Source organism: Clostridium sp. J1101437_171009_A5 (assembly GCF_015547905.1).
Taxonomy (GTDB): Bacteria; Bacillota; Clostridia; order Oscillospirales; family Oscillospiraceae; genus Pseudoflavonifractor_A; species Pseudoflavonifractor_A gallinarum.
This window is the reverse complement of the sequence record NZ_JADMVY010000001.1, coordinates 123,710-141,996: the sequence shown is the minus strand read 5'-3', so window position 1 is coordinate 141,996 and position 18,287 is coordinate 123,710. Positions and strand designations below refer to the sequence as shown.

Below are 18,287 nucleotides of genomic sequence, written 5' to 3'. Positions count from 1 at the left end.
ATCCTCCTGCCGTCAGTCGTAAGAGATACGGGGGTCAATGTAGGCGTACAGCAGGTCGGTCACCACATTGACCAGTACGTACACAAAGGCGATGAAGAGCACGCAGCCCTGCACCACGGGGTAATCCCGCTGGTTGATGCCGGTCAGAGTCATCTGGCCCAGGCCGGGGAGGGAGAAGATCTGCTCCACGATGACCGCGCCTCCCAGCAGGGAGCCGATCTGCATGCCCACCAGTGTGACGATGGGGATGAGGGCGCTGCGCAGGACGTGCTTGAAGATGGCCACCCGCTCACTGGCGCCCTTGGCCCGGACGGTGCGGACAAAGTCCTGCCGCAGGACCTCCAGCACCGACGAGCGGGTCATACGCATAACCGAGCCCGAGATGGAGATGCCCAGGATCGAGGCCGGGAGGATCATGATCTGAAGGTTGCGCAGGGGGTCCTCAAAAAATCCTACATAGCCCAGAGGGGAGAAGTAACCGAAGGCCAAGGAGAGGAAGAGGATCAGCAGGATGGACAGGGCAAAGCCGGGGACCGAGACGCCCAGCAGGGCAAAGACCCGGATCAGCCGGTCGGCCATGGAGTTGCGCTTGACCGCGGCGAGGATGCCCAGAGGGATGGCCACGAACCAGGAGATAACGGCGGCCAGGATGGTGAGCTCAGCGGTCACCTGAAAGCGGGTGAGGATCTGGGGCAGGATGGGCTCCGCTGTGCGGATGGATTCCCCAAAATCGCCCCGGAGCACGCCGCCGATCCAGTCCAGGTACTGTACGATATAGGGGCGGTCCAGGCCGTATTTGGCGGCCAGCTGAGCCCGCAGCTCAGGCGTGGCCTCCACGCCCAGGATACCCGAGATCACGTCGCCGGGGATCATCTTCATGACGGCGAAGATCAGAATACTGATGCCCAGCAAGACCGGAATGAGCTGAAGGATGCGGCGAATGGTGTATTGTTTCATCGTGTCACACTCCCTTTCGAACGGTGCCTTGGATTGAGGATTGACCGCCACCCGCCCGGGAAGTGGGGCGGAGAGCGGTCAGTCCTCAATCAGGAGAAGCGCGGGGGGAGCGGGGGCAATTTTGCCCCCGTCTCCCCGCGGAAGATCGATTTTACTGGGTCAGATAGGTGTCCCGGAAGTCGCTGGCGTCAGCGGCGGAGGGGGCGAAGCCCTGCACGCTGGTGCTGGAGACGAAGTACTTCATGGGGCTTGCGATGCAGATCTTGGTGGAGTCCTCCACGCAGATCTCCTGGGCCTCGTTGTAGTACTCCTCCCGCTTGGCCTCGTCGGTGGTGGCGATGCCCAGGGCGCACAGCTCGTCCACACGCTCATTGGAGAAGCCAAAGACGTTGGCGCTGGAACCGGTGCCGAAGAAGAAGGAGATGGCACGGTTGGGATCGGTGCCGGCGCCGTCGCTGACCACCATCAGGTCAAAGCCGGCCTCGGGGGTGCTCATCTTGCCCCAGATGTCCACGTACTCGCCGGACTCCAGGTTGGTGATCTCCACGTCGATGTAGATCTCGGAGAGCTGCTGCTGGATGACCACGGCGGCCTGGCGGAGGGAGTCCATCAGACCGGCGGCCAGCTTCAGGCTCAGACGGTTGCTGTCGCTGTACCCGGCGGCCTCCATCAGCTCCTTGGCCTTGTCCAGGTTGAACTGGTAGAGGTCAAAGGAATCGGCGCCCAGAGACCAGTGACCCATGGCGGGGGGCATCATGGTGCTGACCTGGGCCTGGCCGTTAAAGACCACGTTGATGAGGGTCTGGCGGTCCAGGGCGTAGCTCATGGCCTGACGGACGTTCTGATCCTGGAGCGCGGGGGTGGAGAGGTTGCAGCCCATGGCGATGTAGTCGTTGGTCTGGTAACCCAGAACGCTCAGGTTGCTCTCCTTCTCGGCGGCGGTCACGTTGGTGGAGGAGAGGTTGGCGATGTTGATCTCACCGGTGCGCAGGGCGGCCAGACGGGCGGCCTCGTCGCCGATGAGGTAGTAGGTGATGCCGCCCAGCTTGACCCGGTCGGCCTCCCAGTACTCCTCAAACTTGGGCAGCTCCACGTAGTTGTCGGGGAGCCACTCGCCCAGCATGAAGGGACCGGTGCCGCCGTCGGCACGCATCAGGTCGCCGTTCTCCGCGATGACATCCTTGTCCACGATGGCGCCATAGTTGCTGGTGAGGTTGCCCAGGAAGGCGGCGTTGGGCTCCTTGAGGGTGAACTTGACGGTGTAATCGTCCACCGCCTCCACGCTCTCGATGCCGCCATAGTAGCTGTCCTTGCTGCCCAGGGCGCCGATGTCGCCGGCCTCGGTCTTGCCCAGGACACGGTCAAAGGAGTAGACCACGTCGTCCGCAGTCATCTCCCGGCCGGAGTGGAACTTCACGCCCTTGCGGAGATAGAAGATGTAGGTCACGTCGTCGGGGATCTCCCAGCTCTCGGCCAGCTGACCATAGTAGGTCATGTCGGCGTTGGTAGCAACCAGAGTCTCATAGAGCTGGTTGATGATCCGGAGGGAGGCCTCCTCGGAGACGGTGTGGGGATCAAAGCCGGTGGGCTCGGAGTCCGTACCGTACTTGAGGATGCCGCCCTCCACCGGGGTGGTGGAGACCGGAGCGCTGGGGGCGGAGGATGCGGGGGGCGTATTCCCGCCGCCGCATCCGGCCAGCAGACCCGTAAGCAGGACGCCGGCCAGGGAGAGGGATAGCCACTTTTTTGCGTTCTTCACAGTAAGTACCTCTTTTCCATTCAGATTTCGTATGTCACAGGCCAGCGCCTGCGGATACCGGTCAGACGGGAACGGGGGGTGTTCGTCCCAGCAGAGCATAGTGGACCGCCCGGCGGAAATCGTTGGAGGATCCGGGCGGCTCCCCCTCCATACGGTAGAATTTGTTGGTGAGGATGACCGCGCCTATGTGATGGGCACGGCTGATCCACAGACTGGTGCCGGTAAAACCGTTGTGTCCGCAACCATCCGGGAAGACGTCACACCGGTCAAAGCCCAGGCCCCGCTCCTCCACACAGGTCTCCATGGCCCGGAGGAACCAGGGGCGGTCGGTGGAGAGATAGAACTGCCCCAGAGCAGAGAGGGCGTCCGCCGTAGCGAAGATCCCGGCATGTCCGCTGGCGCCGTTCCAGTAATAGAAGGCGTTCCCGTCGTTGCAGGTGCCCCGTACCTCCACGCCGTTGGGCCGCCAGCCGTCAAAGGAGAGGCCCCGCTGGGCGCACATGCGTTGCTCGATCTGATTTCCATAGCAGGTGGGCACAGCCAGAGCGGGATCGATGGGACCATAGGCCATATCCGAGATACCAAGGGGAGCTTTGACATAGCGCTCCAGCGCCTGCCGGAGGGGAAGGCCGGAGACCGCCTCCACCACCAGGCCCAGGAGCATGAAGTTCAGATCGCTGTATGCCATGCCGGTCTCGGGCTCCGTGGTGGCCAGAACGTGTTCCAGCACCGTGTAGAAGTCCCGCCCATCGGCGTAGAAGGGATACCACGGTACGATACCGGAGGTGTGGGTCATGAGCTGTCCCACGGTCACCTTCTCCAACCGCCGCCGGGTGACCGGGCCGGGGGCATGGGCGGGCAGGAGGGAGAGCACGGGTGTCTCCGGGGTGAAGCGTCCCTCCTCCATAAGCGAGAGGAGCATCGTGGTACACACCAGTTTGCTGACCGAGGCCAGGTCAAACCAGGCGCTGAGCTCCACTCCGCCCACGGCCCGGCGGTACAGGATCTCTTTCTCATTGAATACCTGGCAGACCGCGGAAGGGTAATACCCTTCCTGCCGGTAGGTCTCCAATATGGTGTCAAGCTGTGACAGTTCCATCTGCCGCACCTCCATTGGAAAATGATATGGTTCACGCAGGAAGAGCGCTCAGTCCTGCTGAAGGGAGCGTATGAGCTCCCTGGTCTGGGAGAGGCTCTTCCGGGTATGGTCGAAGTCGTGCTTGGCGATCCCAAGATAGAGCAGGTCCAGCAGGAGCAGGCCGGAGATCCGGGAGGTCATGGCCCCCATGCGGAACTCCCCCTCCTCGCTGGGGATGTAGAGGGGATAGTCGGCCAGGCGGGAGAGCGAGTTGTGGTTGGCCTGAGTGATGGCGATGACTCTGCATCCCCGCTCCTTGGCGGCCCGGGCGGCCAGGACAGTCTCCCGGGTCTCACCGCTGTAGCTGATGGCAATGACAATGTCGCTCTCATCCAGCAGAGCGGCGGTGGCCAGATTGGTGTGGGCGTCAGCGTGATAGAAGGCGGGGATGCCGATGCGGGAGGATTTGTAGAGGAAATCCATCGCCAGCAGGCCGGAGGCCCCGATACCAAAGAGATGGATGCGCCGTCCGGCACAGATCTCCTCCACCGCCTGGTTGAGGACCGACACATTGACCATGCGATAGGTCAGGGAGGTGTTCTTGAGATGGATGAGCTCCGCCTTCTGGAGAATGGTGTCCAGGTCGTCGTGCTCCTGGATGACAGTCTGAAACTCGTCCAGTGCCTCGGCACCAGATTCTTTGGCCAGGTCCAGCTTTAATTCGGTAAAGCCTTTGAAACCGAGCTTCTGGGAGAAGCGCACCACCGCCGCCGGGGAGGAGCCGCAGGCGGCGGCAAACTCCTTGGCGTTCATGCGGGTGACCTCCCCGCTGTGGGACAGAAGGTAGTCGGCAAGACGCCGTTCGGTCTCTGTCAGCGAGGCGAGGCCTTCTTTGATCAAAAGTGTGCATCCCACGGCGACAACCTCCTCTCTTTTTGTAGATATTATAGCAAAGCGTGAGAGGCAAGTCCAGAGGGTTTGAAATATAATTTCATGAATCTTGCAAAAAAGATGAAATAATATTGTGTTGACAGAGTGAGAGGGATGCGGTAGGCTAGAAGCAAACAGACAGGAGGTGTGCGCATGGACGACTATCTGGCAGGCCTGAGCACAGAGGGGATCAACGAGGAGACCCGGCGGATCGACACCTGTTCCACAGAGGAGATGGTGCGGCTCATCAACCAACAGGACGCACTGGTGGCGGCGGCGGTGGCCAAGGAGACGGACAAGATCGCCGCGGCGGTGGATCTGATCTATGAGCGGTTCCGTGCAGGAGGGAGACTCATCTATCTGGGCGCGGGGACATCGGGGCGTTTGGGAGTGCTGGACGCGTCGGAGTGCGTGCCCACCTTCGGCGTGGACCCGGACATGGTGCAGGGCTACATCGCGGGAGGCGACACTGCGCTGCGTCACCCGGTGGAGGGCTGTGAGGACCGGGAAGAGGACGGCATCCGCCTGGTGGAGGAGCTGAAGGTAGGCCCCAAAGACGCGGTGGTGGGCATCACCGCCAGCGGCAGCGCCCCCTACGTACTGGCGGCCGTCCGCCGGGCGGGAGAGCTGGGCGCCGCGGTGATCGGGCTTTGCACCAATGCAAACTCCAAGCTGGAGCGGGTCTGTCAGGTGTGCATCGCCCCTCAGGTGGGGCCTGAGGTGATCTCCGGGTCCACCCGTATGAAGTCGGGAACGGCCCAGAAAATGGTGCTCAATATGCTCACCACCTGTTCCATGATCAAGCTGGGCAAGGTCTACGGCAATCTGATGGTGGATCTGAAGGTGAGCAACCGCAAGCTGGAGGACCGGGCCAAGCGCCTGATCGTCCACGCCACCGGGACCGACCCGGATACGGCGGCGGAATATCTGACCCGGGCGGACGGCCACGCCAAGCTGGCCATCCTGATGCTGGAGAGCGGTCTGGACCGGGAGGAAGCCAAGGCGCTGCTGACGCGCTGTGAGGACCATCTGGGCCGGGCCATTTGCCAGGCCAGGGAAGAAGGAGGCGGGGCGTAATGCTCTGGAGCGGAACGGACAAGCCGGTGCGCCGGATCGTGGGCATGATGTCGGGCACCTCGGTGGACGGGGTGGACGCCGCTTTGGTGGAGGTCCGGGGCACGGGCGACCGCTGTCAGGTGAAGCTGCTGGCCTTTGAGAACCGGCCCTATCCGGAGACGGTGCGGGAGGAGATCTTTACCCTCTTTCAGCCGGAGCAGGCCACGGTGGACCGGGTGGGACGAATGAACGTTTTGCTGGGAGAGCTCTATGCCCGCAGCGCCCGCTCGGTGGTGGAGGGGGCTGGACTGCGTCTGGAGGATGTGGATCTCATCGGTTCCCACGGACAGACCATTTGGCACAGCCCCCAGACCGTGTGGGAGGAGGGCTTCCCCATCCATTACACCGTGCAGATCGGGGAGGGAGCCGTGATCGCTGCCCGCACCGGTGTGCCCACGGTGTCGGACTTCCGGGTGGCGGATATGGCGGTGGGCGGACAGGGCGCGCCCCTGGTGCCCTTCACCGAGTACCTCCTCTACCGGAGGGAAGAGGAGACCATTCTTCTCCAGAACATCGGCGGGATCGGAAATATGACCGTCCTGCCCGCCGGAGCGGGACCGGAGGAAGTCTATGCCTTTGATACCGGGCCGGGCAATATGATCATTGACGCGGCGGTCTCCGCCCTGACCGGGAGGGAGCAGACCTATGACGTGGACGGGGCCATGGCGGCGGCGGGCCGGGTCAATGCAGACCTGCTGGCCTGGCTCCAGCAGGAGCCCTATTACAGCCGTCCCCTGCCCAAGACCACCGGGCGGGAGGAGTTCGGCACCCAGTACACCGAGCGTGTGCTGGAGCGGGGCAGGGAGCTGGGCCTCTCACCCCAGGACATCGTGGCCACGGTGACTGACCTGACCGCCTGGAGCATTGCCGACGCCTACGGGCGGTATGTCCAGCCCCGTTATCAGGCCTCCCGCCTGGTGGTGGGCGGCGGTGGGAGCTATAACCCCACGCTGTTGGCCTTCCTCTCCCGTCGTCTGGGCGAGTATGGTGTCGCGGTGCAGACCCAGGAGGATCTGGGATGGAGCAGCGATGCCAAGGAGGCGGTGGCCTTTGCGGTACTGGCCGACCGGTGCGCCATGGGAGAGGCCAACAGCCTGCCCGGCGTCACCGGGGCGGAGCGGGCCGCGGTCATGGGAAAAATCTCCCTTCCGCCCCGTGGATCGGGAAAGGGGGAGCATCGATGAAGCTGGAATTGCGCAAAGGGACGGAGCAGGACGTGGAGGCCTGTCTTCCGGTCTTTCTGGACAGCGCCATCTATGAGCGTTATTTCCGGGGAGACGACCGGCTGGAGCGCTCCCTGCGGGGGGCGGCCGGACGGGGAGAGCTCTATCTGGCGGTCACCGAGCAGGGAGAGATCGCCGGAGCCATGCGGGTGGTCCTGCGTGGCTTCTGCGGGCTGTATCCCTATCTGAGCCTGCTGGGTGTCAAGGCCTCCTTCCGGGGGCAGCAGGTGGGAAGCTGGCTCATGGAGCAGCTGGAGGAGATGGCCCGGGCATCCGGGGCCTCCCGCGTGACGCTGATGGTCAGCGACTTCAACACCGGCGCCCAGAAATTCTACGCCGGGCGGGGCTATTGGACGCTGGGAAGCCTGCCCGACGCGGCCAAGAAGGGCATCACCGAGCTGGTGCTGGTCAAAGAGGTATGAAAAAAGGCCGTCCGGAGCATATTTGCTCCGGACGGCCTTTCTGCGTCCGTGACAGATTTCAGTTAGAAGGCCCGGCCGATGTCGGTGCGGAACTGCATCCCCTCAAAATGGATGTGTTCGGCCGAGGCATATGCGCCCCGGATGGCCTCGTCCAGATCCCCGCCCACGGCGGTGACACCCAGTACGCGGCCGCCGCCGGTGACCAGCTCGCCGGAGTCGTTCCGGGCCGTGCCCGCGTGGAAGACCACGGCGGTCTTGCCGGCCTCCTCCAAACCGGTGATGGGCAGTCCCTTCCGGTAGGAGCTGGGATAACCCCCGGAGGCCAGCACCAGACAGCAGGCCGCACCCGCTTTCCAGCGGATCTCGGTCTGATCCAGGGTGCCATTGCGGCAGGCCAGGAGAATGTCCATCAGGTCGCTCTCCAGCAGGGAGAGGACGGACTGACACTCGGGGTCGCCGAAGCGGGAGTTGTACTCCACCACCTTGGGGCCCTGGGGGGTGAGCATGAGGCCGAAGTAGAGCACGCCCTGGAAGGGACGGCCCTCGGCGGCCATGGCATCCACCGTGGGCTGGAAGATGGTCTCCATGCACACCTGGGCCAGATCGGGGGTGTAGCAGGCCACCGGGGCGATGGAGCCCATGCCGCCGGTGTTGGGGCCCTGGTTGCCGTCAAAGGCCCGCTTGTGGTCCTGGGAGGCAGGCATGGGAACCAGGTGCTTCCCGTCGCAGAAGGCCAGTACGGTGACCTCGGGACCGGTCATGCACTCCTCGATGACCACCTTGGCGCCCGCCTCGCCGAACTTTTTGTCGGCCATCATGGCGCGGACGGCCTCCTCGGCCTCCTCCACGCTCTGGGCCACGATGACGCCCTTGCCCAGGGCCAGGCCGTCGGCCTTGACCACGATGGGGGCGCCCTGCTCCCGGACATAGGCGAGGGCGGCCTCCAGCTCGGTGAAGGTCTGATAGCGGGCGGTGGGGATGTGATACTTGGCCATCAGATCCTTGGAGAAGGCCTTGCTGGCCTCGATGACGGCGGCGTTGGCCCGGGGACCGAAGGCGGGGATGCCAGCGGCCTCCAGGGCATCCACCATGCCCAGGGCCAGGGGATCATCGGGGGCGACCATGACGAAGTCCACAGCGTTCTCCCAGGCCCAGGCCACCATGCCCTCCACGTCGGTGGCTTTCACCGGGACACACTGGGCCAGGGCAGCGATCCCGGCGTTGCCGGGGGCGCAGGAGAGTTTCGTTACCTTGGGGCTCTTGGACAGGGCCCAGACAATGGCGTGCTCGCGGCCGCCGCCGCCAACCACTAAAACATGCATAGAGATGACCTCCAAATCACAATAAAGTCAGGAGAGCAGGGCGCTCAGTCCGGCCAGCAGGACCAGGTGCCCCGGATAGAACCAGTAGAAGAACCAGCGGCTCCCGTTGCCCCGCTTCCCATTGTAGCGGGAGAGGGGCACCAGAGAGAGACAGGCAAAGGCCGACATCAGCAGGGAGTAGGGCAGATAGAAGCGCTGGAAATAGGGGAGCCGTCCTCCCATGTCTACCAGGAACCGTGCCCACCCCTCGGTGGGGAGGATGGAGAGAGTGGGCACGCCCCAGTAGGCCCAGAGACTGCCGGCCAGATAGTAGCACAGCAGGCACAGGGCAAGCATCCGGAGCTGGCGGGCGCGGTCCTCTCCGCAGAAATAGAGGATGACCACGGTGAGGCAGCCGATCCAGCCGTAATCCCCGTGAAGGGGCTGGGCCAGAAAGACGCACACACCGCCCAGCAGGATTCCCAGAACAGGATAGCCCTTTTCCTGAAAGTGCCGGTAGAGACCGATGGCCAGAGAGGCGAGGAAAAAGGTGGTGATGACGCTGCGCCCATCCTCCGGCATGACAAAATAGAGGGGGATCTGGGTGAGGGCGGCGAAGCAGAAGAGCCGCCGCAGATAAGCGGCATAGTGCCTGGTTTTCCGGCAGCCCTCCGCCACGAAGAAGGCGAAGATGGGAAAGGCCAGCCGCCCCACATACCGAAAGAGATAAAACCACAGGGAGTCGGGCGGGAAGAAGGGGGCCATGGGCTCAAAGAACATCCCCACATGGTCGATGACCATGAAGAGGGCGGCCAGATATTTGAGCTGAGTCCCGCTGAGACCGCCGCTCCGGTCCAGGGCGGACACCGCTTAGTGGTGGAACAGGCGCACACCGGTGAAGGCCATGACCATGCCGTGCTTGTCGGCAGTGGCGATGACCTGGTCGTCCCGGATGGAGCCGCCGGGCTGGACGATGTAATGCACACCGGACTTATGGGCGCGCTCCACGTTGTCCCCGAAGGGGAAGAAGGCGTCGGAGCCCACGGTCACGTCGGAGAGCTGGGCGATCCACTCCTGCTTCTCCTGGGCGGTGAGAACCTCAGGCTTGACCTGGAAGATGGTCTGCCACACGCCCTCGGCCAGCACGTCGTCGTGCTCCTCGGAGATGTACAGGTCAATGGCATTGTCCCGGTCGGGACGGCGGATGCCCTCCACGAACTGGAGACCCAGGACCTTGGGATGCTGGCGCAGCCACCAGATGTCCGCCTTGTTGCCGGCCAGACGGGTGCAGTGGATGCGGCTCTGCTGTCCGGCGCCCACGCCGATGGTCATGCCATTTTTCACATAGCAGACCGAGTTGGACTGGGTGTACTTGAGGGTGATGAGGGAGAGGAGCATATCGTGCTTGGCCTGCTGGGGGAGCTCTTTGTTGGCGGTAACGATGTTCTGGAGCATCTCCTCCGAGATGTCCAGATCGTTATAGCCCTGCTCAAAGGTGATGCCGAAGATGTTGCGCCGCTCGATGGGGGCAGGGGTGTAGTCGGGATCGATGGCCACCACGTTGTAGCCGCCCTTGCGCTTGGTCTTGAGGATCTCCAGAGCCTCGTCGGTATAGCCGGGGGCGATGACGCCATCGGAGACCTCACCGGCCAGGAAGCGGGCGGTGTCAGCGTCACACACGTCGGAGAGGGCGGCCCAGTCGCCGAAGGAGCACAGACGGTCCGCGCCCCGGGCCCGGATGTAGGCGCAGGCGATGGGGGAGAGCTCTCCCTCGGGGGCGAAGTAGATCTTCCGCTCCACCTCGGTGAGGGGGAGACCCAGAGCAGCTCCGGCGGGGGAGACGTGCTTGAAGGAGGCGGCGGCGGGCAGGCCGGTGGCCTTCTTCAGGGCCTTGACCAGCTGCCAGGAGTTGAGGGCGTCCATGAAATTGATGTAGCCGGGGCGGCCGTTGAGGACCTGGAGGGGGAGCTCTCCCTCCTCCATATAGATGCGGGCGGGCTTCTGGTTGGGGTTGCAGCCGTATTTCAGTTCCAGTTCAGTCATGTGAGAGCCTCCGTTTGTTGGTATGTAGTGGTGAAATTACTGATGCTTGTTCAGAATGACGGTGTCGCTCTTTCCGCTCTCCAGATCGGTGTAGCGGACGAAGAGGGAGACCTTGTTGTCCTCGTTGAGGCTCTCCCACAGCTCCCGGGCCAGGGTCTGGGCGTCGGGGGCGGTGATGGCGACCTGACGGGGCTCTCCCTCAAAGGAGGGCAGGGGGTCCCGGTTCTCCTGATAGGTGTGGATGAAGTGGCCCTGTCCGGCCAGGGGGTGCTCATAGCCGAAGAAGTAGCGGCGGCAGGAGGAGGGATCGCCGTCGGCGCTCTTCAGGATGGAGAGGGCATAGCTGCCGTCCTTGTGGAGCAGGCCGGAGATCCGGGGGGTGTAGTTGGGGCCGTCGGGCTCAAACTCCCGGGTGCGCAGGGACTGGGCAAAGACCTTGCCCTCCAGCAGGCCGCCCCGGACGGTGTCGGTCTGATCGCCGTTGGTGACCACGGTGTCGTCGCCCACCACCCGGACGGGATGGTAGATGATGAGGGAGGGATCGGTCATCTTGCTCTCGTCAAAGGCCTTGGTGCGGATGCCGTCCTCGGTGACCTCGAAGATGCGGTTGCGGCTGTTCTCGCTGCGGCCCATGATGAAATAGGCGATGACGCTGTGTCTGCCGTCGGCAGACTTGCCCAGCAGGATGCCCCGACCGGGGTAGGGATGGGACTGGAGCAGCTCACAGAGATTCAAGGTGTTCATGAAAGATTCCTCCTGACGATGAAGTGGATGAAAAAAGAAAATGGGCGCACCAAAAACAGGTGCGCCCAGACGGTCGGCATAACAAAAGCTGTACTCCATGTGGTAAGCCCACGGTTCCGTCAGTCATACAGCTTTTTTAGGATAGCATATCCCCAGCGGCCTTGTCAAGACGCCTGTCGGAAGGGCGGGGAATTTAGGGGAGAATGTGCACGTGCCGGCCCTCCACCGCCAGCTTGTCCTGGCAGAAGAGCGAAACGGCCTGGGGGAGGAGCTTCCACTCGGCCTCCTCCATGACCCGGCGCTGGAGGATCTCCGGGGTGTCGCCCTCCCGGATCTCCACCGCCTTCTGGAGCACGATGGGGCCGCCGTCGGCCTCCTCATTGACGAAGTGGACGGTAGCGCCCGTGACCTTCACGCCGTAGGAGAGGGCCATCTCATGGACGTGGAGCCCGTAGGCCCCCTTGCCACAGAAAGAGGGGATGAGGGCCGGATGGACGTTCAAAATGGCGTTGGGGAAGGCCTCCACCATCTCTTCGGTAAGGATGTGCATGAAGCCGGCCAACACCACCAGGTCGATGGAGAGGGCCTTGAGCTTCTCCACCAGAGCGATGGTCATGGCCTGAGGGGAGGGGTAATCCTTCCGGGCCACCACATAGCCGGGGATACCGGCTTTTTCGGCCCGCTCCAGGGCGTAGGCGTCCGCCCGGGAGGAGAGGACGGCGGCCAGCACGCCGCCCCCCAGCTCTCCCCGGCCCTGGGCGTCGATGAGGGCCTGAAGATTGGTTCCGCCGCCCGAGACCAGAACGGCGATGCGCTTTTCCGCCATGGCCTTACACCAGCTCCACGCCGGCGTCGCCCCGGACCACGGAGCCCACGGCGTAGGCGCTCTCTCCGGCGGCGCGGAGGATCTCCAGAGCCTTCTCGGCCTCCCCGGCGGGGACGGCCAGGAGCATGCCCAGGCCCATGTTGAAGGTGTTGTACATATCCCGCTCGGGGATGTTGCCCTTCTTCTGGATCAGGTCGAAGATGGGCAGGCGGGGGAAGGAGGAGAGCTCGATGCGGGCGGTGAGACCCTCGGTCATCATGCGGGGGACGTTCTCATAGAAGCCGCCGCCGGTGATGTGGCTGATGGCGTGGATGTCCACACCGGCCTTCAGGAGAGCCTTGACCGCCTTGACATAGATGCGTGTGGGGGTGAGGAGGGTCTCACCCAGGCTCTTGCCGCCCAGCTCGTCCACGGGGGCGTTCAGATCGGCGTGCTCCACATCAAAGACCTTGCGCACCAGGGAGAAGCCGTTGGAGTGAACGCCGGTGGAGCTGAGGCCGATGAGGGCGTCGCCCTCGCTCAGGCGCTTGCCGTCGATGATCTTCTCCTCGTCCACGATACCCACCGAGAAACCGGCCACGTCATAGTCCTCGTCGGGCATGACGCCGGGGTGCTCAGCGGTCTCGCCGCCCACCAGGGCGCACTCGGACTGGCGGCAGCCCTCGGTGATGCCGGCGACGATCTCGGCGATGCGCACGGGATCATTCTTGCCGCAGGCGATATAGTCCAGGAAGAAGAGGGGGGACGCGCCGCCGCAGATGATATCGTTGACGCACATGGCCACGCAGTCGATACCGATGGTGTCGTGCTTGTTCAGCAGCAGGGCCAGGCGGAGCTTGGTGCCCACGCCGTCGGTGCCGGAGACCAGCACAGGGCGCTTCATCCCAGCCAGGTCGGGGGCGAACATGCCGCCGAAGCCGCCCAGGGTGCCCAGCACGCCGGGGATGTAGGTGGATTCCACCATGGGCTTGATACGCTTGACCGCCTCATAGCCGGCGGTCACGTCCACGCCGGCAGCGGCGTAGGAAGCGGAATGAGAGTTTTCCATACGAACCTCCAAAAAAATAGTGGGGGAACGGCCTTACTCTTTGCCGGTCCAGCAGTAGGTACATACCTTGCAGGGCTCCAGTCCGATGGCCTTCATGAGGCCCTCCAGGGACTGATAGCCCAGAGAAGTGAAGTGGAGCTTTTTGCAGATGGCCTCCAGCATGCACTGGCCGCGCTCGGTGGTGGGATCGGCGTACTCATCCAGATGGGCCTCGCCCTCCTCGCCCTCCAGCTCCTGAACAGTGCGGCGGGTGATGAGCTCCATCTCGGATTTGCTGGAGGAGAAGTTCAGGTACTTGCAGCCGTACATGATGGGGGGACAGGCCGAGCGGATGTGGACCTCTTTGGCGCCCGACTCATAGAGGAAATCCACGGTCTCCCGCATCTGGGTGCCGCGGACGATGGAGTCGTCGATCATCAGCAGCTTCTTGCCCTGGATGAGCTCGGGCACGGGGATCTGCTTCATCTTGGCCACCTGGTTGCGGACCTTCTGGTTGTCAGGCATGAAGGAGCGGGGCCAGGTGGGGGTGTACTTGACGAAGGGACGGGCAAAGGGCTTGCCGCTGCGGTTGGCGTAACCGATGGCATGGGGGATGCCCGAGTCGGGAACGCCCGCCACATAATCCACGTCCTGGGCGATGCCCCGCTCCCGGTCGGCGTCGGCCATGATCTCGCCGTTGTGGTAGCGCATGACCTCCACGTTGACGCCCTCATAGTTGGAGTTGGGGTAGCCGTAATAGGTCCACAGGAAGGCGCAGATCTTCATCTCGGTGCCGGGGGCAGAGAGCTGCTCCACCCCATCGGTGGTGACCCGGACGATCTCCCGGGGGCCCAGTTCGTAATAGTCGTGATAGCCCAGCTTGTGGTAGGCGAAGGACTCGAAGGAGATGCAGCAGCCGTCCTCGTCCCGGCCCACCAGAACGGGGAGGCGGCCCACCTTGTCCCGGGCAGCGATGATCTCGTTGTCGGGGGTGAGGATGAGGATGGTAGCCGAGCCGTCCACCACATCCTGAGCGTGGCGGATGCCGTCCACCAGGTTGTCCTTCTGGTTGATGAGGGCGGCGATGAGTTCGGTGGAGTTGACCTTGCCGGAGCTCATGGCCATGAACTGGGTGCCCACGCCGGCGTCAAAGTACTGCTTCACCAGCTCCTCGGCGTTGTTGATGATGCCCACGGTGGTGATGGCAAAGAGGCCCAGATGGGAGCGCACCAGCAGGGGCTGGGGGTCTGTGTCGCTGATGCAGCCGATGCCGCTGTGTCCGGCAAAATCGGACAGGTCCTTCTCGAACTTGGTCCGGAAGGGAGTATTTTTGATGTTGTGGATCTGGCGCTGGAACCCCTTGTCCCGGTCATAGATGACCATGCCGCCCCGGCTGGTGCCCAGGTGGGAGTGATAGTCCACGCCGAAAAAGATGTCAAGTACGCAGTCCCGCTTGGAGACCGCACCAAAGAAACCGCCCAAAGTCTTTCCTCCAATAGAAATGTGGGGGCGGGCCGGCGCAGGGCCGGTCCGCCAAGTCAGATGATAACGGAAACCGGGAGAGGTTTACTCTCCCATGAGGCGGCGCATGACCTCCTCATAGGCCTCCTCCGCGCCGCCCAGATCCCGGCGGAAGCGGTCCTTGTCTAGCTTCTCATGGGTCTTCTCGTCCCACAGACGGCAGGTGTCGGGGGAGATCTCGTCGGCCAGAACGATCTGGCCGTCGGCGGTCTTGCCGAACTCCAGCTTGAAGTCCACCAGATCGATGCCGATCTCCTTCATGAAGCCCTTGAGCAGGTCGTTGACCATGAAGGCGTACTTCTTGATGAGCTCGATCTCCTCCCGGGTGGCCAGCTTCAGGGCCAGAGCGTGGTAGGAGTTGAGCAGGGGATCACCCAGGTCGTCGTTCTTGTAAGAGAACTCGATGGTGGGCTCGTCAAAGACGATGCCCTCCTCCACGCCGTAGCGCTTGGCGAAAGAGCCGGCGGAGATGTTGCGGACAATGACCTCCAGGGGCACGATGGAGACCTTCTTGACCACGGTCTCCCGGTCGCTGAGCTCCTCCACAAAGTGGGTGGGGACCCCCTTGGCCTCCAGGCGGCGCATGAGGTTGTTGGTCATGCGGTTGTTGATGGCGCCCTTGCCGGTGATGGTGCCCTTCTTGAGGCCGTTGAAGGCGGTGGCGTCATCCTTATAGGACACGATGACCAGATTGGGGTCCTCGGTGGCATAGACCTTCTTGGCCTTGCCCTCATAGAGCTGCGTTGTTTTTTCCATAGTTCACATTCCCCTTGCACACATTAGGATATTGATAGCAATTGATAGCAGAGATGATTACTGGGCGAAGAAAAGCTTGGAGAGGGTCATGGGATCCACATACTTGCCGTCCTTGTACACCCGCATGTTGCCGGAGGCCACCTCGTCGATGAGCATGACGTTGCCGTCGGCATCGTAACCAAACTCAAACTTGATGTCGTACAGGACCAGGCCGCGGGCCTTGAGCTCGTCCGCCACGATCTGGGTGATCTGCTGGGTCTGGGCCTTCATGTCGTCGTACTGCTTCTCGGTCATGACGCCCAGCACCACCAGGCCGTCCTTGGTGACCAGAGGGTCGCCCTTCTCGTCGTTCTTGAAAGTGGTTTCCACATAGGCGGGCAGATCAGCGCCCTCCTCGATGTACTCGCCGTACCGGCGCAGGAAGCTGCCCACGGCCTTGTGGCGGCAGATGACCTCCAGACCATGGCCGAACACCTTGGCGGGAAGGACCTCCATGGTGGTGTTCTCCAGGTCGGCGCTGACATAGTGAGTCTTGATCCCGGCGGCGTTGATCTTCTCAAAGAAATAGATGGACATGCGCAGGTTCACGTCGCCCACACCGTCGATGGTCAGGCCCACGGAGTTTTCACCGGGATCGAACACACCGTCCTTGCCGGTGCAGTCGTCTTTGAACTTCAGCAGGTAGTTGCCGTTGTCCAGGGCAAACACGTCTTTGGTCTTTCCGGTGTAAACCAGTTTCTTTTCCATGTGGATCATCCTCCAGAACAAAGATTAGTAGATCAGTTTATCGGGCAGCGGGTACGCTTACTGGGCCAGCTCGGCCTGAAGCTTGGCTTCCTTCTCGGCGATCTGCCGGGCCATCTTGACCCGGGCCTCATCCAGCCGGGCAGCCAGATCGTCATCGCTGACGGCCAGGATCTGAGCGGCCAGGACGGCGGCATTTTTGGCGCCGTTGATGGCCACCGTGGCGACGGGGATGCCGCTGGGCATCTGGACGGTAGCCAGCAGGGCGTCCAGACCGTCCATGGCGCCCCCCTTCATGGGGATGCCGATGACGGGCAGGGTGGAGTTGCCGGCAAAGGCGCCCGCCAGATGTGCGGCCATACCGGCGGCACAGATGAGCACGCCGAAGCCGTTCTTCCGGGCATCCCGGGCAAACTCGGCCGCCTGGACGGGGGTACGGTGAGCGCTGAGGATATGGGCCTCGTAGGGGATGTGGAACTCGTCCAGCTGGGTGCAGGCGGCCTTGACCACCGGCCAGTCGCTGTCGGAGCCCATGATGATGGCAACTTTCTTCACAGGAATGACCTCCTCGTTCATCTTGGGAAGGGAGATGGAACCAAACAAAAAGTTAGGTCGGTACAAAATAAATCAGGGTATCCGTTATACGGATACCCTTCCTAATCAAACCGCTATTTTGGACGCATTGGGACCCTGAGACAGGCGCTTATGTGCGGTAATCTTCCAGTTCAGCATCCGATCCACGTCCGTTCCCCCTTATCAAAGAAAGAATACTTATACTATATCGGCTCTTCTGTCGCTTTGCAAGTGCAGAGGTGGATTTTTGTATGCTTATACAAGGGGAGCGGGGGGAAGAACGGCGCATTTTGCCATACCCGGCAGTGCAGTGTCGAAAAGGGATTGACAGAACCGATTTGTCATACTATACTTTGAATAGTAATACTAATAGACGGTATGTATCACAAATAGTGGTACGGAAAGAGAGGGAGATAAGATGACACGACCGATGCGGACGCCGGATGAGCCCTATGCCCAGGGGAAGGTGACGCTTCTGCGTCTCATCTCCCAGTCGGTCAAAGAGGGGACGGAGAAGCTGCCGTCCGAGGAAGAGCTGGCAAAGCTGGCCGGAGTGAGCCGGGTGGTGATCCGGGATGTGCTGAGCGAACTGGAGTCCAGGGGGTATCTCACCCGCTGGCGGGGCCGGGGCACCCTCATCAATGCGCCGATCTGCACCGCACAGCCCCGCATCGACGAGGAATTCAGCTTTCAGGAGCTCTTTGCCGCCCGGGGAATGACACCCGCAGTGCGCCTTCTGGAGGACCGCTGGATCTCGCCTGAAGAGGCGGAGCTGCCCCTTGGAGCGGAGATCGGCCAGGGGGAGGAGCGGCTTTTGATGCTGGAGCGCGTGTTCCTGGGGGACGGCGTTCCCATGATCCACAGCAAGGTCTATTTCCGGGGCAGCAACTTGGAGTTTGACTATCAGAGCTGGAAGAATTTTGCCGAGCTTACCCTGAACGAATTTCTGGAGCTCTTCTGCATCCGGCAGCCGGTGGTCACACTGGCAGAGCAGACGGTAGAGACGGCGGATGCCGCCCTGGCCTCCAAACTAGAGGTGGCAGAGGGGACCCCGCTGCTCCGGATGGACGATGTCCGATACGGTGTGGGCAGCCTGGAGCTCCTGCGCGGCACCGCCTGCTTCTGCAAGGACATCCTGCCGCTGCGCCTGGTCCGCAGAAGATAAGATACAACGATTTCACAGCGCCATAGACTGCATCCATACGAAACACCCATATGTTTTCCGTTATCCCTGGAGCCGGGGGCTCCATTTTGAGATAGGAGGAAA

Annotated in this window: 18 protein-coding genes and 1 riboswitch; of the genes, 4 read left to right on the top strand and 14 right to left on the bottom strand. The window is 62.6% G+C overall.

Going from position 1 to position 18,287, the window contains the following annotated elements; genetic code table 11:
* Nucleotides 1-12: 12 nt before the first annotated feature.
* From I2C21_RS00820 to I2C21_RS00805, 4 genes are all read right to left on the bottom strand, one after another.
* Entirely contained in the window at nucleotides 13-957 is a 945-nt protein-coding gene (locus I2C21_RS00820) for an ABC transporter permease (RefSeq protein ID WP_101693401.1), read from the bottom strand.
* Between the two features lie 151 nt (nucleotides 958-1,108).
* Nucleotides 1,109-2,716 (bottom strand): ABC transporter substrate-binding protein, encoded by a 1,608-nt coding sequence (locus I2C21_RS00815; protein WP_195278266.1) that lies wholly within the window; start codon nucleotides 2,714-2,716, stop codon nucleotides 1,109-1,111.
* 61 nt (nucleotides 2,717-2,777) lie between these two features.
* Entirely contained in the window at nucleotides 2,778-3,815 is a 1,038-nt protein-coding gene (locus I2C21_RS00810) for a serine hydrolase domain-containing protein (RefSeq protein ID WP_193537530.1), read from the bottom strand.
* 48 nt (nucleotides 3,816-3,863) lie between these two features.
* Nucleotides 3,864-4,709: an SIS domain-containing protein gene (locus I2C21_RS00805; protein WP_180956879.1), complete on the bottom strand. Its 846-nt coding sequence runs from the start codon at nucleotides 4,707-4,709 to the stop codon at nucleotides 3,864-3,866.
* Between the two features lie 168 nt (nucleotides 4,710-4,877).
* Between I2C21_RS00805 and murQ the strand changes: the two genes are divergently transcribed.
* From murQ to I2C21_RS00790, 3 genes are read left to right on the top strand one after another with little or no spacing between them, the layout of a single operon-like run.
* Nucleotides 4,878-5,801 (top strand): N-acetylmuramic acid 6-phosphate etherase, encoded by a 924-nt coding sequence (gene murQ, locus I2C21_RS00800; protein WP_195278265.1) that lies wholly within the window; start codon nucleotides 4,878-4,880, stop codon nucleotides 5,799-5,801.
* On the top strand, nucleotides 5,801-7,024 hold the full coding sequence (locus tag I2C21_RS00795) for an anhydro-N-acetylmuramic acid kinase (protein ID WP_195278264.1): 1,224 nt from the start codon (nucleotides 5,801-5,803) through the stop codon (nucleotides 7,022-7,024). Before murQ ends, I2C21_RS00795 begins: the two co-directional genes overlap by 1 nt.
* A complete protein-coding gene (locus I2C21_RS00790) occupies nucleotides 7,021-7,485 on the top strand; it encodes a GNAT family N-acetyltransferase (RefSeq protein WP_186962751.1) in 465 nt (154 codons plus the stop codon). Before I2C21_RS00795 ends, I2C21_RS00790 begins: the two co-directional genes overlap by 4 nt.
* 62 nt (nucleotides 7,486-7,547) lie before the next feature.
* Here the strand turns inward: I2C21_RS00790 and purD are convergent, their stop codons facing one another.
* The 10 genes from purD to purE all read right to left on the bottom strand — a co-directional run bounded on the left by purD (nucleotide 7,548) and on the right by purE (nucleotide 17,023).
* Nucleotides 7,548-8,807 carry a phosphoribosylamine--glycine ligase gene (gene purD, locus I2C21_RS00785; RefSeq protein ID WP_195278263.1) on the bottom strand — a complete coding sequence of 420 codons (1,260 nt, stop codon included), beginning with the start codon at nucleotides 8,805-8,807 and terminating at the stop codon, nucleotides 7,548-7,550.
* A 27-nt stretch (nucleotides 8,808-8,834) separates the two neighbouring features.
* A complete protein-coding gene (locus I2C21_RS00780; protein WP_195278262.1) occupies nucleotides 8,835-9,653 on the bottom strand; it encodes a TraX family protein in 819 nt (272 codons plus the stop codon).
* 3 nt (nucleotides 9,654-9,656) lie between these two features.
* Nucleotides 9,657-10,829, bottom strand: a complete 1,173-nt coding sequence (locus tag I2C21_RS00775; protein ID WP_193537515.1) for a phosphoribosylaminoimidazolecarboxamide formyltransferase — start codon at nucleotides 10,827-10,829, stop codon at nucleotides 9,657-9,659.
* Between the two features lie 36 nt (nucleotides 10,830-10,865).
* Nucleotides 10,866-11,573, bottom strand: coding sequence for an IMP cyclohydrolase (locus I2C21_RS00770; protein ID WP_193537513.1), 708 nt, complete (start codon nucleotides 11,571-11,573; stop codon nucleotides 10,866-10,868).
* Between the two features lie 56 nt (nucleotides 11,574-11,629).
* A riboswitch (ZMP/ZTP riboswitch) is annotated at nucleotides 11,630-11,710 on the bottom strand.
* Between the two features lie 56 nt (nucleotides 11,711-11,766).
* Nucleotides 11,767-12,399 carry a phosphoribosylglycinamide formyltransferase gene (gene purN, locus I2C21_RS00765; RefSeq protein ID WP_101693391.1) on the bottom strand — a complete coding sequence of 211 codons (633 nt, stop codon included), beginning with the start codon at nucleotides 12,397-12,399 and terminating at the stop codon, nucleotides 11,767-11,769.
* Between the two features lie 4 nt (nucleotides 12,400-12,403).
* Nucleotides 12,404-13,447 (bottom strand): phosphoribosylformylglycinamidine cyclo-ligase, encoded by a 1,044-nt coding sequence (purM, locus tag I2C21_RS00760; RefSeq protein ID WP_195278261.1) that lies wholly within the window; start codon nucleotides 13,445-13,447, stop codon nucleotides 12,404-12,406.
* A 33-nt stretch (nucleotides 13,448-13,480) separates the two neighbouring features.
* The gene (locus I2C21_RS00755; protein ID WP_101693389.1) at nucleotides 13,481-14,908 is read right to left on the bottom strand and encodes an amidophosphoribosyltransferase; all 1,428 of its coding nucleotides are present in this window, start codon (nucleotides 14,906-14,908) and stop codon (nucleotides 13,481-13,483) included.
* An 84-nt stretch (nucleotides 14,909-14,992) separates the two neighbouring features.
* Nucleotides 14,993-15,703 (bottom strand): phosphoribosylaminoimidazolesuccinocarboxamide synthase, encoded by a 711-nt coding sequence (gene purC / locus I2C21_RS00750; RefSeq protein WP_101693388.1) that lies wholly within the window; start codon nucleotides 15,701-15,703, stop codon nucleotides 14,993-14,995.
* A 57-nt stretch (nucleotides 15,704-15,760) separates the two neighbouring features.
* The gene (locus tag I2C21_RS00745; RefSeq protein WP_101693387.1) at nucleotides 15,761-16,450 is read right to left on the bottom strand and encodes a phosphoribosylaminoimidazolesuccinocarboxamide synthase; all 690 of its coding nucleotides are present in this window, start codon (nucleotides 16,448-16,450) and stop codon (nucleotides 15,761-15,763) included.
* 57 nt (nucleotides 16,451-16,507) lie between these two features.
* Nucleotides 16,508-17,023 carry a 5-(carboxyamino)imidazole ribonucleotide mutase gene (gene purE, locus I2C21_RS00740; protein ID WP_101693998.1) on the bottom strand — a complete coding sequence of 172 codons (516 nt, stop codon included), beginning with the start codon at nucleotides 17,021-17,023 and terminating at the stop codon, nucleotides 16,508-16,510.
* 415 nt (nucleotides 17,024-17,438) lie between these two features.
* Between purE and I2C21_RS00735 the strand changes: the two genes are divergently transcribed.
* Nucleotides 17,439-18,185, top strand: a complete 747-nt coding sequence (locus I2C21_RS00735) for a GntR family transcriptional regulator (RefSeq protein ID WP_195278260.1) — start codon at nucleotides 17,439-17,441, stop codon at nucleotides 18,183-18,185.
* The last annotated feature ends 102 nt before the right edge of the window (nucleotides 18,186-18,287 follow it).

What these genes read in the sequence shown, in the direction of transcription:
- I2C21_RS00820 (WP_101693401.1), bottom strand. Translation starts at nt 957, where the DNA reads ATGAAACAATACACCATTCGCCGCATCCTTCAGCTCATTCCGGTCTTG.
- I2C21_RS00810 (WP_193537530.1), bottom strand. Translation starts at nt 3,815, where the DNA reads ATGGAACTGTCACAGCTTGACACCATATTGGAGACCTACCGGCAGGAA.
- murQ (WP_195278265.1), top strand. Translation starts at nt 4,878, where the DNA reads ATGGACGACTATCTGGCAGGCCTGAGCACAGAGGGGATCAACGAGGAG.
- I2C21_RS00795 (WP_195278264.1), top strand. Translation starts at nt 5,801, where the DNA reads ATGCTCTGGAGCGGAACGGACAAGCCGGTGCGCCGGATCGTGGGCATG.
- I2C21_RS00790 (WP_186962751.1), top strand. Translation starts at nt 7,021, where the DNA reads ATGAAGCTGGAATTGCGCAAAGGGACGGAGCAGGACGTGGAGGCCTGT.
- purD (WP_195278263.1), bottom strand. Translation starts at nt 8,807, where the DNA reads ATGCATGTTTTAGTGGTTGGCGGCGGCGGCCGCGAGCACGCCATTGTC.
- I2C21_RS00775 (WP_193537515.1), bottom strand. Translation starts at nt 10,829, where the DNA reads ATGACTGAACTGGAACTGAAATACGGCTGCAACCCCAACCAGAAGCCC.
- I2C21_RS00770 (WP_193537513.1), bottom strand. Translation starts at nt 11,573, where the DNA reads ATGAACACCTTGAATCTCTGTGAGCTGCTCCAGTCCCATCCCTACCCC.
- purN (WP_101693391.1), bottom strand. Translation starts at nt 12,399, where the DNA reads ATGGCGGAAAAGCGCATCGCCGTTCTGGTCTCGGGCGGCGGAACCAAT.
- purM (WP_195278261.1), bottom strand. Translation starts at nt 13,447, where the DNA reads ATGGAAAACTCTCATTCCGCTTCCTACGCCGCTGCCGGCGTGGACGTG.
- purC (WP_101693388.1), bottom strand. Translation starts at nt 15,703, where the DNA reads ATGGAAAAAACAACGCAGCTCTATGAGGGCAAGGCCAAGAAGGTCTAT.
- I2C21_RS00745 (WP_101693387.1), bottom strand. Translation starts at nt 16,450, where the DNA reads ATGGAAAAGAAACTGGTTTACACCGGAAAGACCAAAGACGTGTTTGCC.
- purE (WP_101693998.1), bottom strand. Translation starts at nt 17,023, where the DNA reads ATGAACGAGGAGGTCATTCCTGTGAAGAAAGTTGCCATCATCATGGGC.
- I2C21_RS00735 (WP_195278260.1), top strand. Translation starts at nt 17,439, where the DNA reads ATGACACGACCGATGCGGACGCCGGATGAGCCCTATGCCCAGGGGAAG.